This is a genomic window from Acinetobacter sp. CIP 53.82 (assembly GCF_000369465.1).
Lineage (GTDB): Bacteria > Pseudomonadota > Gammaproteobacteria > Pseudomonadales > Moraxellaceae > Acinetobacter > Acinetobacter indicus.
Genome location: NZ_KB850046.1, coordinates 117,665 through 132,026 on the forward strand (window position 1 = coordinate 117,665; position 14,362 = coordinate 132,026).

A 14,362-nucleotide genomic window follows, 5' to 3' on the forward strand; every position below is an offset into this window, starting at 1 on the left:
GCTGCATCGGCCTTTTTAGTTCTCTGGATTTCCTGTGTTTGGTATCACTGACGTAATGACGTTCATTATTGGAACCATTTTAATTGTGATCCTGCCCGGCCCCAACTCTTTATATGTGATGTCAATTGCCTCACGCTTTGGCATTAAAGCCGGCTATCTGGGCGCTTTAGGCGTTTATACCGGTGACCTGATTTTAATTCTGTGTACTGCCTTTGGTGCGGCTTCAGTGCTACACAGTTTTCCGTGGCTGTTTATAGCGCTGAAAATGATTGGCGCGCTGTATTTAAGTTATTTGGGCATACGCCTGATGATTGCCGCCTATCGCACCTGGCAGCCCGAAAAAAGCCGCTCGACTCAAACCAAGAATAGCAGCAGTACGCCAGAACAGGTTCATCCTTTTCGCACCGCATTAACCATTAGTATTTTAAATCCGAAAGCGATTCTGTTTTATCTGTCTTTTTTTGTGCAATTTGTTGATCCGGCCTATCCTTATCCGGCGCTGACTTTTACCCTGCTGGCCATTATTCTGCAAATCATCAGCATGAGTTATCTGTCAATTCTGATTATTTCCGGAATGAAACTGGCGACCTATTTCAACCGGAATTACCGCCTTACCGCGAGCGGTGTGGCCGCAGTTGGCCTGCTGTTTTGTGGTTTTGGCTTAAAACTGGCCAGCTCGACCCTATAAAAATCAAGCAAAATTTTTAACTTCTGATAAAGATTTGAACTTTTAGATGGCCATTGAAAGGCGTATGATTTATCGGCTTTCTCTCCCATTTTTATTGTGCAACGGATTATGCAAAAGCTTATACATGATTTTTCTATTCCGGCTGTTTTTGCTGGATTTATCACTTTTTTAATTGGTATTAGTGTTTCTGCCGTACTGGTGATTCAGGCGGCGCAAACTTTAGGGGCCACAGCCGAACAGATTACCTCCTGGTTCTGGGCTTTGGGTCTGGGCATTGGCCTGTCTGGCTTGCTGCTCTCGTGGAAATACAAATATCCGGTGTCGACGTCCTGGTCAACCGCCGGGCTGGCCCTGATTATTGCCACGGGCAGTGGTTATAGCCTGAATCAGGCCATTGGGGCTTTTCTGGTGTGCGGCGTGCTGACCGCACTGTTGGGTTTTTTCGGGATTTTTGAACGTCTGTTTCGCTATATTCCACAAAGCCTGACCAGCGCCATGCTGGCCGGCGTACTGCTAAAATTCGGCATTGCCTTGTTCGCCAGCATTCAGCATGAATGGGCATTTATCCTGTCTTTACTAGCAGCCTATGTACTGTCAAAACGCTTCTGGCCACGCTATAGCATTGTGCTGACCGTAATTGCCGCGATGCTGCTGTGCCCGCTGGTACTGGATTTCCATTTTCCTGTGGTGAGCTGGTCATTGGCGCAACCGGTGTGGATCAGTCCGGAATTTAGCCTGCCCGCTATTTTAGGTCTGGCTTTACCTTTGCTGGTGATTAATCTGGCCTCGCAATATTTACCCGGCATCGCCATTATTAAAAGCTATGGCTATCAGCCGCATGTTAATCAGTTGCTCGGCTGGACCGGTACCGCGCAGGCCGTGTTATCGCCTTTTGGCTGTTATAGCGTGAATATTGCAGCGATTAGTGCCGCCGTTAGTCTGGATCATCAGGTGCATCCGGACCCATCAAAACGCTATATTGCCGGCATGAGCTGTGGCCTGTTTTATATCCTGATGGGCTTGTTTGCCGCCACCTTAACCAGCCTGCTGATGTCTTTTCCGGCAGTGCTGATTACTGCATTGGCCGGTATCGCCCTGTTTGGCACCATTGGCCATAACGCCTTTATTGCCTTTAAAGAGGCCGATGACCGGGAAGCCGCATTAATGACCTTTTTACTAAGCGCTTCAGGCATCCAGTTCTGGGGCATTGGCTCGGCCTTCTGGGGACTGGTTTGCGGTTTGGTGGTGTTACTGGTGATGAAATTTCACTGGAAAGCCAAATCCTAAAGACTAACATGATGACCAGCAGATTTTAGGGCGCGGATCTATCTGTCTGATCCGCTTTACTATAATCGGCCAGAAATGACAGGGTCTGCTCAAAAGTCTGCTGGCTTTCGGGCAGATGCATTAAGAACTGATATTCATGAATCAGCCAGCGTTTAGAGTCGGGATAAAATACTGCTTTTACTGGCACCTGCTGCTGCTTTAACACCTCTAACAGCGGTAAAGATTGAGTATCAGTCAGAAAATCCTTATTGCCGCCACTTAAAAATACCGGTGGAAACGCGGGAGTAATATGCTGAATCGGTGAAATCTGCTGCAGAAATTCCGCATCCTGTTTGCGGTCGCCGGTATAGGCCTGTACCATGTTATAAATGCCCCACTCGACAATTTTGATTTCATCCGGCGCGGTTTTAATAAAATACGGTAAATCATAAATCCCGCAGTGCAAAATCACCCCTTTCAGCTGTGTTAAGGCCAGAACCGGCACAAATTCCGAATGCGCGGCAAATTCCGGATTACTCAACAAGGCTGCATAATGGCTGGCCAGATTGGCACCGGCAGAATCTCCAGCCAGAAATAGTTGCTCGGCATCAACACCAAACAGCGCGCCATGTTCCTGAATATAGGCCAGTGCCTGATTAATCTGGTGTAACTGGGTGGGATAAGTCGCCGCTGGCGCCAGTTGATATTGCAGTGAAAACACCGGATAACCGGCATCTGCCAGCCGTTTAAAATAACCGCGCGCATGGGCTTTGGAACCGGAAATCCAGCCACCGCCATGAATCCAGACCACGGCCGGGCGTAATCCGGTATCATCAGGTGTCTGTGCTGGCAAATAGACATCCAGGCTTAAATCCGGATCTTGCTGATACTGGATATTTTCCAGCACCCGTACCTGCTGCGGTGCATCCCGATCCATCAGTTTCTGTTGCAATTGGGTGGTCAGATTAAATGCGCCAGCAATAATACGGCTATTACCGGCTGTGCTTTGGCAGCCACTCAGCACCAGCAGCAAGCTCATGCACAGACTTAACATCAGATACTTCATTTCACCCATCTTCCTGTTTATACAGCTGTTTTATTTTTCTTCACTATAAAGCAGCCGCCGCGCAGATGGAACCCGGTTTTTCACGACAATGCGATCTGACAATGTAGAGTATTCCAGTCAGAATTATTTGTTAAATCAAAGACCTACTTAAGTGGTATTGTGATTGAAAATCTGTATCTTTTTTGCAGACAGAACACCGGAATAAATTGAATGCCCCCCGGTGATGTGCTATCTATAGAGTATAGCTAAACATTAAGTTCATTATATCAATAAGGAGTTTCTCCATGGCGTATCAGCATATTCTCGTTCCGGTCGATGGTTCTCAAATTTCCTATTCTGCGGTGCAACATGCAGCTGAAATTGCCCGTGCCTTTAACAGTCAGCTGAGTCTGGTGAGTCTGGTGGCGGAAGACCCGTTCACTGATGCCGATTTCTATTATTCATCTGCCATCATGAAAGAATACTTTGTGCAGGCACACGGTAATGCACAAAAAGCCCTGAAAGAAGGCCAGCAAATTGCCGAAGCTGCAGGCGTTACTGTAAGTACTAAAATTGTGGAAGGTGAAGTATCGGCCAAGCATGTGGTTGAAGCTGCACAAGAAATGGGCGTTGACCTGATTGTGATGGGTTCACACGGTCGTAAAGGCTTCCAGAAATTCCTGCTCGGTAGTTTTGCTCAGGATGTACTGCGCAGTTCTGAATTGCCGGTGCTGGTCATTAAGGCCTAATTGCCCTACTACAGTTCAGAATCCTGAATGCTTTTGATGTACTTTCATTCACTGTCAGTTTCAATAAAGCCCGCGATATTCATATGTAAAAATAAGGAAAACTGTCATGACCAGCTATAAACATATTCTTGTTCCAGTGGATGAATCCCCGATTTCTTATGCTGCTGTAGAACAGGCTTTAAGTCTGGCCAAAGATTTAGGCTGCCAGGTCACGGTAATGAGCGTGATTGCGGTTGACCCATTTGTCGGCGTCGATTTTTATAAAGTTGCTCCGGCCATTACCGACTATTTCATGCAGGCCGAAAAAAATGCCAAACTGCGCTTGCAGGAAATTCTTGATTCTTTCCAGCGTGAAGGCGTGCAGGTCGATCAGAAACTGGCGCACGGCGTTTCACCCTCAGATGGCATTATGCAGATTGCCGATGAAGTCGGTGCCGATCTGATTATTATGGGCTCACATGGCCGGACCGGTTTCAAGAAAATGATGCTGGGTAGCGTAGCGCAAAACGTGCTGACCCAATCGCCTATTCCGGTGCTAATTGTAAAAGTCTAAAGTAAATCTAAAGCTGCCATAAAAAAACTCCTCAACGTGAGGAGTTTTTTTTAAATCTGCTGAACAGCGGTCAGGGTTTGGAAATTTCCTGATGCAATGCCTGTAAAAACAGTTCTGCTTCAATTTTATTCGGAAAGATGCGCTGATACAGCCCCTTGTCCTGCATCGAGTGTGGTGTATATTCAATAGACACCATAAAACGCTCTTCATTCAATATTCTGTTCACTCTTAACGCAATAATATGTCGTGAATTCAAGTAAAAACCATCTTCAATTTTAACCAGCATCACTCAACCTCTTGTTCACGCCAGAACCCGGCTTTTTCACCTGAACCTTTCCAGGCTAAAAATAAAAAAGCCCACCACAATGATGAGCTTTTTTATTTAAATTATCTAAACACGTTTCAGCCTTAATTTAGCATACTCCCCGCGAATATGCGGGAAAGTTCACATAAAGTTACAGCTAAATACCGAGAAAATAAAATAAATCTTCATTATTCTATTTTTTCGAGCGAAAGCTGCACCGGTTTAGACATTCAGCATACTGTTTAAAGTTTCAACCACGTTTTTCGATTTCACCAAGGGCTTCAAGGTTTCCAGGGCCACCTGTACCTGACTGCGCTGTGGTTCATCCAGCGTATACCAGCGTGACAGCACCTGCAGCAAACGTGAACCTAAAATCGGGTTCTTTTCATCGAGGTATTTGGCCAGATGGATATAATGCTGCACCCCAAAACTCCAGGTATTTACCGGATTCATATTCAGACCACCACTGACCGAACGAATGCGGTTTGGCGTACCCAGATCATAGTCCGGATGCTGGGTTAAGGTATGAATGGTTTCAGCCGTTGCATTTGGATGGGAGGCCTGTACAGTAAACCACTGGTCTAAAGACAGCGCTTCATCTTTAAAGCGGTCATAGAAATCCTGCAGGCAGGATTCGGCTTGCGGTGCATCATTCCAGACCAGTACACGTAGCGCGCCTAAACGTTCTGACATATTGCCAGTATTCTGATACTGCTGATGCGCCAGATCAAAGGCTTCGGTATCGCCCTGACGTGCCATCAGACTGAGCATAATATTCTTCAGCGCACGCACGCCCATGGCCTGTGAAAACTCTTTTTGCAGGTCCGGGTCCAGACTTAAGTAAGTTTCCTTACAGAAAGCACCCAATTCACGCGCCAGCGTATTTAACAAGGCTTCACGTTTTTCCTGAATGTCCACCGGACTATAGTGCTGATCAATCCGGCTGCCCAAATAACCTTCACTTGGTACATCAAAAATTCGTGAGGCCAGTAACGGGTCCTGATTGACCAGTGCCGGCACCGTGTTTTTCATGGCCTGAAGATAACTTTCTACCGCATGACCATTTAGCAAAATGCGCTCCAGCAAGGTCTGGGTCGCCTGCCACTGGTTAAAGCCGTTGGTTTCATACTGCATCAGGAAGGCCAACTCGGCATCACTGGCATCAAATTCCAGATTTACCGGCGCCGAGAAATTACGTAACAGCGACACCACCGGTTTGGCATTAATGCCGCTAAATTCGATGGTTGCCTCATCCTGATCAAACAGATACACGCCATCTTTTACGCCATTTTCAAACAGGGCCTCAGATTGCAGCGCATATTGCTCGCCGGTTTCAGCATTAAACAGCGCCAAAGCCACCGGAATTGGCACGGCTTTCAGGTCTGGATATTTCGGATGCGCTTTCAGGCTCTGTTTAAAGCTTAAACGATAGGTTTGAGTCGAAGCATCATACTCGCCATGTGTCTGCAGTTTTGGAGTACCCGGCTGGTTATACCAAGTTAAAAATGCCGATAAATCAACGCCTGAACCGGCAGTCAGTGCCGCAACCCAGTCTTCGACCGTCACCGCCTGACCATCATGACGGCGGAAATACTCATCGGTACCCGCGCGGAATTTTTCCTTGCCGAGCAAGGTCGACATCATGCGGTTAATTTCCGCCCCTTTTTCATACACCGTGGCGGTATAAAAGTTATTAATTTCAACAAAATGATCTGGACGTGGCGGATGCGACAATGGGCCAGAATCTTCCGGGAACTGATGCGCTTTTAATACAGCGACATCATCAATCCGTTGTACTGCGGCCGATTGTAAATCTTCTGAAAACGACTGGTCACGGAAAACGGTCAAGCCTTCTTTTAGACACAGCTGGAACCAGTCACGACAGGTAATCCGGTTACCGGTCCAGTTATGGAAATATTCGTGTGCGATGACCGACTGAACCCGCATAATTGCCGCATCGGTGGTGTATTCTTCATCGGCCAGCACGCAAGAGGTGTTAAAGATGTTCAGGCCCTTGTTTTCCATCGCGCCCATATTGAACTGGCTAACCGCCACAATCATATAGTTGTCGAGGTCATACGGCAGACCATAATATTCTTCATCCCAGCGCATGGAATGTTTTAACGCTTCCATGGCGATGTGACATTTAGGAATATCTTTTTCTACCGCATAAATTTCCAGTGCCACATTACGGCCTTCAGAAGTCACATAGCTGTCTTTCAGCACCGCTAAATCGCCGACCACACAGGCAAACAGATAACTTGGCTTTTTGGTCGGGTCCTGCCAGATCGCATAATGACGCTGGGCATCGACCTCGCCTTTTTCAATCAGGTTACCATTGGCCAGCAGCACCGGATATTTTTTATCGGCTTCCACCCGGGTAGTAAATACCGACAGCACATCCGGACGGTCCGGATAGAAGGTAATTTTACGGAAACCTTCCGGCTCATTCTGGGTCACAAACAGATCACCAGCCTGATACAGACCTTCCAGCATGGTGTTGCTTTCCGGATGAATCACCACCTGGGTTTCAATACGTGCACGATCTGGCGCATTCTGAATTACCAGCTGTTCAGCATCAAGCTGATAGTCATTTTCGGTCAGTTGCTGACTGTTCAGATGAATAGATTTCAGCTCAAGGTCACGGCCCAGCAGCACCAGATCACCTTCGGTCTGGCGCTGCATCTCCAAAATAGCATTGACGATGGTGTGGTCTGCATACACCTGAATATCCAGATTAATTGAATCCACCAGAAATGCAGGTTTTTGATAATCTTTTAAATAAATAGTTTGGTCTGCTTCAACCACTGGATTTGCTGCGATATTCATATCATGTCCTAATTGTTTATACGCCGGGGCATTATGCGGATGATGTCTTGATCATACGCCAACTTTTTCAGTCTGTCTGCTGAATGCGCTTCTGTTCTAATATGGGCATCCGGCCACAACTTTTCAATTCATCATTCAATTAAATCTGTTTAAAAATACAGAGATGCTGAATTATGCAGCGAATCCAACAGCTTAATCTGCCCGCTAAAATCTTCTCGCGCTGGTGTTGCGCCATGTTGGTGCTGTTCTGCCCATCTGACCTGAAATTCTGCGCTATTGAGATACAAGTTCCTACATAAAGCTGCCACTTGACTACATTCTGTAATCAAAGACCTGTGATCTGTGCAGCTAAAAATATACTGCGAGATAAAACCGGATAATTTCCCAAGTCTAAACAGAGGCTTATTTAGACTTCGTCAAGATAAATCCGGTGACAATTTGCCAGCATTTGCGAAGGGAGATTTATTCAAATTTAGCTTTTCAATTTCGCTTCTAGAGTCAAACAGTTATCGGCTAAATGACGCTTTCAGTTGGATGGATCGCCATTTCAGCGTAGGTCATTACATTATTTTCAAATCGGCTACATTTTGTGCACGCTTCTTGCTTGTATTTAAAGGCGCCGAGCGCATGATAACAATGATGAAAAAACGAGAAGAGGTGTGAGATGTATTTAAAAGAGCATATCGTCCGTGTAGAAAATATTAAAACCCTGCAAACCCTCGATCAGGCCAACATCGACCATAAAGTGATTGCCCTCTTTATGAGCTGTGAAGGCATTCCCATGCAGACCAATGAAGTTACCTCTATTTTGAATACCTATGATGCCCTGGGCAGCAAGAAAATCCCAAGCAAAAAAGTACAGGCGCTGATTCAGGCCAAGCAACTTGGTGAGGAGGATGATTCGCTACCGTGTCCGGTATAATCTTCTCTCCTCTAACTTCCATTTAAAATACGGCGTCCTGCCGTATTTTTTATGAAAAAGAGCTGTTCAAGTCAGGGCGTTTAAATTCAGCATAGTGTCCAAGTTTTCTGCTTTATGTTTTTTTGAGCAAACCAATGCGGCCCAGCCATGTATAATCCAGACATCCTATTTCTAAAATGATGACTGCACCTGAATATGCTCCAGATTCTGCAAAAACAGTTAGATGAAAGCACCTCGTGTCCGCTGTGCCGCGCTGCCATGTATTGGGTGGAAGCCGAACAGTACGATCAGGAGCTGAGCTATCACGAGTGCAGTTACTGCGAACATAAAGTGTATCCGGGCAATTTGCACAGTTGTCATTGCCCGGCCTGTGAAAAAAAACGCAAACAGCTGATTAAAGAAGCGCTGGTACAGGAAAACCGCAAGCTCAAAAATAAAGGCAAAGATAAAGACATGATTGAGCACAAGCTGAATCAGTTAAGCTTTATCCAGAAACTGTTTTTATTGTCGATGCTGGACGATCAGGTACATGAAAATACCCAGCATGATGAATATATTTACTGGGAGCGAATTAAATTCCAGCCTTTTTCACCCAACTATTTATATCAGAAACAGCTGATCAAACAGCTGCTTGACCAGCAGATTCTGGTGGCCAAGGAATTTGCCGATGAAGCCGGCCAGTATTATGTGAATGTGCGGCTGGACGGTTATTCGGAGCCGAGCCTGTTCAGTATTACCCATCAGCTTCGACAATGGTTTTACCAGAATTTGAGTCAGGGCGTGCCCTTTCACAGTTCAGATGAAGTCAAAGATGCCATCTATGAACTGATGTATGAAAAAGTGGTGCAGTTCATGCAGTTTTATTGCCGCATCTGGCAGGTGCAAATTTCTGGCAATAACAGTTTTAAAAGCCTGTGTTTTCGCCTGCTGGACAGCCTGGCAGCGGGTCAGATTTTTTATCTGGTGCAAACCGCGCTGGATTATCTGCATGGCCAGAAATTATTACAGCCGCGCAATGAAAAATTCATTAATACCAATCTGCTGAAAAAAACCGTAGAACAGTACCGTGAACGTGGCCTGCAAGAAAAATGGATGACCACCACGCTGCCACATCCACCACAACTACCGATGAGCAAAATGGTGGAAATTCTATTTTTCCGTTTTCTCAATTATGATGAAATGATCTTTGTACAACCGATCTGGAAAATCTGGGAAAAGATTGAACCGCGCTTAAAATTTTATGCCTTAAAACGCTGTATGCACTGCGGCTCGGATGAACTGGATGTCGATTATGATGCCCAGCATTATGTGTCCTTGTTCTGCCGTCGCTGTAAACAGCAAGACCACTACTTTACCCAATAAAGGGGTAACTGATGAATTATCCAGAACAGCTTTCCACTCTTGACAGCAGCCTGCCCGATGAAACCGCGGCAATGATTGAAAAAATTATTGAAGCCTGGAGCCTGCTTAAAACCCGGCAACCACTGGTGCAATGTATCACCAACAGTGTCGCCACCAATTACACCGCCAATATTCTGCTGGCTGCCGGTGCATCACCGGCCATGATTGATAATACTTTTGAAGCAGAAAGCTTTAGCAGTATTTGCAGCGCCTTAAGTATTAATTTGGGCACACCGACCAGCGAACAGATGCAGGCCATGCAGATTTCGGCAGAAACGGCCCAGCGTCTTGCCAAACCGTGGGTGCTGGACCCGGTCGGTTATGGGCCCGTCTTAAAATGGCGCTCAGATATGGTTGATGCGCTATTGGCCTTTCAACCGAGTGTGATTCGCGGCAATGCGTCGGAAATTGGCGGCTTGGCCGGCGCACAGGTAGAATCCAAAGGTGTTGATTCGACCCTGGACAGCACCGCGGTATATGCACAGGCCAAAAGCTTATTGGCGCATGCCGAATGTATTGCCATTTCCGGTGAATCCGATTTTATTCTGTCCAGACAGCTTGAACAGGTGGTGCAGGTGAATGGTGGCTCGGAATTACAGCCCAAAGTCACCGCAACCGGCTGTGCCCTAGGCGCTTTAATTGCAGCGTATGCCGCGGTCAGTCCGGTGACCATTGCCACCATTGCCGCGCATGTCCATTTTGCCATTGCCGGAAAACTGGCCCACGCGCAAAGTTCACAGGTTGGCAGTTTTAATGTGGCGTTTATAGATGCAATTTTCAGTCTGGATGCGGACACCATCCGTGAACATGCCGATTTAAAATTTCTGGCGCCTTAAGACACCTTCCAGTCCAAAGCAAAGTTGAGTGCCGTTTCGGTCAGGGTTTTACTGTCTAAACGGCAAATACACATCAGGCCGATGCCATCAAAATAGTCCGGTGCGTGTTGCAGAAAAAAATCGCAATGCGGATTGGCATGCACTCTTAACTGTTGCAGCTCCTCTTCACTGCGCAGCGGCACACAGGTCTGATGCACATAAATATCTTCATCACGCTTCTGGATGTCGTGTTGCCGGCTGGCCATCACCTGCAACACGCTTAAATAATCCTCCGGCATCCGGATATCACTGCGTGGATAAAAGCCCCGAACACGTGATACAAAATGTGCATAAAGCTTCGGCTGGTTGATGGTGGCAATAAACCACATGGGCGTTAAAGGATATTTAAAGCGCTGGTTCAGCATGGCTTTGAGCGCACTGTTGATGATTTTATGGTTGTATTGATGGCGATAGCTTTTTAAAAAACTGGCGCGTGAGTTGACCACCAGAATTGGCTGATGTAACAGGGTTAAGGCCAACAGTGGAATAATGGTCTGCCCGACCAGTTTGCCACGATGATGATATTGAATAATAGTGACCGAAATTGCCTGCGGGTCATACAGATATTTCTTTAGCTCCTTTTCACAGGTTAACGTAAACACCTGCTGATCAAACTCGGCAATTTTTTCAAAAAAATAATCTTGTTGTTGTGTGGATAAGGCTTTGAAGTCAAACACCGTCTCAGTGATATCCATAATCCTTCACCCTATGATTGTTTTAATTTTTTAGACTCATTTTAGTGTCACAACCCGGAATCAGTTATCACTATTTTCCTGGATTTGTCCATTTTGTGATAAATCATTGTAATTATATGAAATAATTCCATATAATTACAATAATTGTGAGTAAATTTAATCTAATGATTTTACAACGCTTATCTGGGCTTTCTCGCTAAAAAACCTGATAATTCAGCGAATTAATGAGATCTGGTTAACATTTTAATTCGACCAAAGGTTATCTGCCTGCCATCTACACAACGGCGAAATAACCGTCGTTATATTACATGAATTTTCAACTAAAAATCAAAATGAATCATAAAAAAACCAGTGAAAAATCACTGGTTTTTGTGAAACAAAAAATGTGTGAAGAATTAAAACAACTGGAAAGCTTTAGATGCCCAGCCGCGTGCAGCCGATGAACTGACCGCAGGCAAAGGTTGTCCTCCATAAACTACGCTGCCCTGCCGATCCTGATAACTCATCCAGCCAATGGTGTCAGCAAAGCCAACTGGGGCTTGGCTATAGTCACACACGCCTTGCGGGAAAACCCGATGCAATCGCTGGAGCTGTTCATTGCTAAAGCGGACCGTATTGCCATAATCCGACACATTTAAAGGTTTCAGCTGACACTTGTTGGCATAGGTGGTCAGGCTGTCCCCGGCCACCATACGCGGTGTGCCATATACCGGTAATCTGAGCGTGCTGCACAGATTCTCGCGGTTAATGATGCCTGCAGTAATACAGGCATCTTTTACATCTGCCGGTTTGTTTTGGGTCAGTTTGGTGGCAATAGGCAAATCACTTAAGTCTTTTTCGACATTGCTTAACCAGCGGTCCATATCATTAAAGCTGATTTCCAGACATTTGGCATCGGCAATCATGACCAGATCACCGCCATAAATCACATGGTTATTATAATTGCCATGCGCTTTTTCCAGTCGTGCCCGAATGGCAAAGGCACGATAGGAATCATGGAACAGCGCCGGGTCCGGACCTCGACAGTCAATAATCGCCACTTTATTCAGGTTGTTCCCAACATTAATTAAGCCACTGCGATAGGCATTGTTCAGCGCCGTATAATTGGCTTCTAGACGTTCAGGCACCGCCTGAATATCAATATCCACACCGCCTATTTTTTCGTTTAACTGTACAAACTGTTCTGGGGTAATGATGTTTTTCATCAAGCTGTCCAGCCCATATTGTACTCCGACATTATCCATCGGCAGGCCAGCAAAACCGCGACCAATGCGTTTCTCAGTTTCGGTCCACAGCTCCGTTGGGCGTGGGGCTAGCAAATTAATTGCCGCATCCTGAATCGAGCAACGAATGCCTTGAGGACTATTGGTGGCATGATATAACTGCGCCGATGAAATTCCCTTGCAGATGGTATTTGGCCGCGCCACATCAAACTGGGCCAGCTCACTGACATAGCCATTAATTTCAGAAATATGTCCCTGAACATGCGCAATCTGATGCGGCAAGAAGCTTAAACGGCCTTCTGGAGTCTGGAAATAATTAATCATCAGGTGATAATCGGCGAACTGTGAAGCGGTACTCCAGGCATCAGGGAATGAGCAAGTGGGTAAAATCCCCTGATAAATTCCCGGATAGGCATTGGCCACCCATTGTGCTGCCAGCGCACCACCTGAACAGCCCTGCCCGATGGTATAGCGCAAGGTGCCATACTGCTCAATAAAACGCTCTTTGGCCATAATCAGCGATTCTGCCTGAATCGCCAGATTACAGTTATGACCGCTATGAGACAGTGCAGTCGACATCACCCCAAAGCCGCGGCCTAAAGCCAAAATGGTGACATCCGGCAAAATGGAACTTGAAGTGGCAATGACCGTTGGCGCAGAGGCAGACTGGTAATCATTACCACAGCTTTGGCCATGCGTGACCACCAGTTTATGGTTAAATTGCGCTTGTGGCTTTAAGGCGGTCCACGGCTGGTTCGGATCATACAACACCGCAAAACGGTATTCATCGCGGTTCTGATAGCCCACTTCCTCACGCACAATAAATGGCACCGTTAGTCCTTCATCGGTAGTGGTGGTGGCAATATTCTGACTGGCCGGCGGTTGTGCCGGGTCATAACTTTTAATGAGTCCCAAACGATCTTTATAGTAATAGTTATATTGCACAGCCTTTTGACAGAACTGATCGGTCGACGCATTGGTACAGGTCCAGGGCTTTAACTGCGGGCCAGACAGTAACGGCCCACTTGAAGGATGATTGATCAGGCTTAAATTCTGATAATAACGCCCTGCTTCAACCTTGAGTTGATTATCGCCCAGTTTAAGTCCTTCAACTAAGGCTTGGCGCTGCTCATTGGCAAATGCATCACTAATATTTTGTCCATTCAGGGACACTTTCAATGCCGTAGTTTGAATATCATCGGGCAGATTCAGTTTCAGCAATACATCCGAGTCTGTAATTAAATCTGGCCGGGTGGATAACACCTCCACCATTTCCCGTTCTACTTTTGAAGATGTTCCTGAACCGGAAGAATCTCCACCTCCGCCACCACAGCCATACAATATGACACTACACACCGCAATATTGAGGCTATTGAATACCAGTTTTCCTTTCATACGCTCATCCATAAATTATTATTTTTCTGAAGTTTTTATATGTATAACTTCATTCATGAGCATAAAGATAATTTGACAACAACCATTGTCATTATTGTTATTTATTGTTTTACGGGCTGTTTTAAAAAATCACCAAAATCAGGGATAAAAACCAAATTCTGCTTCTGAATATCTGATTTAATTTCAAGCTATTTTGCATGACTAAAAAGATGAATAGTTATATAACTTTTACTTTAATTAACTTAGTAAATGATTAAATTCTTTTATTCCCGTGTAATATTTTCCGTCTTATTGGAAAATTTTTGTAACCATTTAACGATTAAATGAGAAATTCAAAACATCCAAGTTCCAGATAAAAAATGCTTATTTTTGAGCAATAAAACTTTCTCCTCCTCCCACTTTTGGCTATGACCTTTC

General features: G+C 45.6%; 12 protein-coding genes. 7 read left to right on the forward strand and 5 right to left on the reverse strand.

The features are described from left to right. The first annotated feature begins 34 nt into the window (after positions 1 to 34). Together leuE and F905_RS06230 are read left to right on the forward strand one after the other, a co-directional pair. The gene (gene leuE / locus F905_RS06225) at positions 35 to 688 is read left to right on the forward strand and encodes a leucine efflux protein LeuE (RefSeq protein WP_005178625.1); all 654 of its coding nucleotides are present in this window, start codon (positions 35 to 37) and stop codon (positions 686 to 688) included. A 108-nt stretch (positions 689 to 796) separates the two neighbouring features. Further along, positions 797 to 1,975: a benzoate/H(+) symporter BenE family transporter gene (locus F905_RS06230; protein WP_005178626.1), complete on the forward strand. Its 1,179-nt coding sequence runs from the start codon at positions 797 to 799 to the stop codon at positions 1,973 to 1,975. A 25-nt stretch (positions 1,976 to 2,000) separates the two neighbouring features. Here the strand turns inward: F905_RS06230 and F905_RS06235 are convergent, their stop codons facing one another. Then, a complete protein-coding gene (locus F905_RS06235; protein WP_005178627.1) occupies positions 2,001 to 3,020 on the reverse strand; it encodes an alpha/beta hydrolase in 1,020 nt (339 codons plus the stop codon). A 284-nt stretch (positions 3,021 to 3,304) separates the two neighbouring features. Between F905_RS06235 and F905_RS06240 the strand changes: the two genes are divergently transcribed. Both F905_RS06240 and F905_RS06245 read left to right on the forward strand, forming a co-directional pair. Beyond that, positions 3,305 to 3,748: a universal stress protein gene (locus F905_RS06240; RefSeq protein WP_005178628.1), complete on the forward strand. Its 444-nt coding sequence runs from the start codon at positions 3,305 to 3,307 to the stop codon at positions 3,746 to 3,748. Between the two features lie 106 nt (positions 3,749 to 3,854). Next, the gene (locus F905_RS06245) at positions 3,855 to 4,301 is read left to right on the forward strand and encodes a universal stress protein (RefSeq protein ID WP_005178630.1); all 447 of its coding nucleotides are present in this window, start codon (positions 3,855 to 3,857) and stop codon (positions 4,299 to 4,301) included. A 70-nt stretch (positions 4,302 to 4,371) separates the two neighbouring features. On the opposite strand, the gene F905_RS06250 is transcribed toward F905_RS06245, so the two are convergent. Beyond that, complete coding sequence (locus F905_RS06250) at positions 4,372 to 4,587, reverse strand: hypothetical protein (protein WP_005178631.1); 216 nt, start codon at positions 4,585 to 4,587, stop codon at positions 4,372 to 4,374. Between the two features lie 240 nt (positions 4,588 to 4,827). Further along, positions 4,828 to 7,434, reverse strand: a complete 2,607-nt coding sequence (gene pepN, locus F905_RS06255) for an aminopeptidase N (RefSeq protein ID WP_005178633.1) — start codon at positions 7,432 to 7,434, stop codon at positions 4,828 to 4,830. 664 nt (positions 7,435 to 8,098) lie between these two features. Between pepN and F905_RS06265 the strand changes: the two genes are divergently transcribed. The 3 genes from F905_RS06265 to thiM all read left to right on the forward strand — a co-directional run bounded on the left by F905_RS06265 (position 8,099) and on the right by thiM (position 10,593). Beyond that, the gene (locus F905_RS06265; RefSeq protein WP_005178638.1) at positions 8,099 to 8,356 is read left to right on the forward strand and encodes a hypothetical protein; all 258 of its coding nucleotides are present in this window, start codon (positions 8,099 to 8,101) and stop codon (positions 8,354 to 8,356) included. A gap of 195 nt (positions 8,357 to 8,551) precedes the next feature. Beyond that, on the forward strand, positions 8,552 to 9,718 hold the full coding sequence (locus F905_RS06270) for a hypothetical protein (protein ID WP_005178640.1): 1,167 nt from the start codon (positions 8,552 to 8,554) through the stop codon (positions 9,716 to 9,718). 11 nt (positions 9,719 to 9,729) lie between these two features. Beyond that, positions 9,730 to 10,593 carry a hydroxyethylthiazole kinase gene (thiM, locus tag F905_RS06275; RefSeq protein WP_005178641.1) on the forward strand — a complete coding sequence of 288 codons (864 nt, stop codon included), beginning with the start codon at positions 9,730 to 9,732 and terminating at the stop codon, positions 10,591 to 10,593. Here the strand turns inward: thiM and F905_RS06280 are convergent. Both F905_RS06280 and F905_RS06285 read right to left on the reverse strand, forming a co-directional pair. After that, positions 10,590 to 11,327, reverse strand: a complete 738-nt coding sequence (locus F905_RS06280) for a hypothetical protein (RefSeq protein ID WP_005178643.1) — start codon at positions 11,325 to 11,327, stop codon at positions 10,590 to 10,592. The genes thiM and F905_RS06280 overlap by 4 nt on opposite strands. A gap of 395 nt (positions 11,328 to 11,722) precedes the next feature. Then, on the reverse strand, positions 11,723 to 13,945 hold the full coding sequence (locus F905_RS06285; protein ID WP_005178649.1) for a DUF6351 family protein: 2,223 nt from the start codon (positions 13,943 to 13,945) through the stop codon (positions 11,723 to 11,725). Positions 13,946 to 14,362: the final 417 nt, after the last annotated feature.

What these genes read in the sequence shown, in the direction of transcription:
- F905_RS06230 (WP_005178626.1), top strand. Translation starts at nt 797, where the DNA reads ATGCAAAAGCTTATACATGATTTTTCTATTCCGGCTGTTTTTGCTGGA.
- F905_RS06235 (WP_005178627.1), bottom strand. Translation starts at nt 3,020, where the DNA reads ATGAAGTATCTGATGTTAAGTCTGTGCATGAGCTTGCTGCTGGTGCTG.
- F905_RS06240 (WP_005178628.1), top strand. Translation starts at nt 3,305, where the DNA reads ATGGCGTATCAGCATATTCTCGTTCCGGTCGATGGTTCTCAAATTTCC.
- F905_RS06245 (WP_005178630.1), top strand. Translation starts at nt 3,855, where the DNA reads ATGACCAGCTATAAACATATTCTTGTTCCAGTGGATGAATCCCCGATT.
- F905_RS06250 (WP_005178631.1), bottom strand. Translation starts at nt 4,587, where the DNA reads ATGCTGGTTAAAATTGAAGATGGTTTTTACTTGAATTCACGACATATT.
- pepN (WP_005178633.1), bottom strand. Translation starts at nt 7,434, where the DNA reads ATGAATATCGCAGCAAATCCAGTGGTTGAAGCAGACCAAACTATTTAT.
- F905_RS06265 (WP_005178638.1), top strand. Translation starts at nt 8,099, where the DNA reads ATGTATTTAAAAGAGCATATCGTCCGTGTAGAAAATATTAAAACCCTG.
- F905_RS06270 (WP_005178640.1), top strand. Translation starts at nt 8,552, where the DNA reads ATGCTCCAGATTCTGCAAAAACAGTTAGATGAAAGCACCTCGTGTCCG.
- thiM (WP_005178641.1), top strand. Translation starts at nt 9,730, where the DNA reads ATGAATTATCCAGAACAGCTTTCCACTCTTGACAGCAGCCTGCCCGAT.
- F905_RS06280 (WP_005178643.1), bottom strand. Translation starts at nt 11,327, where the DNA reads ATGGATATCACTGAGACGGTGTTTGACTTCAAAGCCTTATCCACACAA.
- F905_RS06285 (WP_005178649.1), bottom strand. Translation starts at nt 13,945, where the DNA reads ATGAAAGGAAAACTGGTATTCAATAGCCTCAATATTGCGGTGTGTAGT.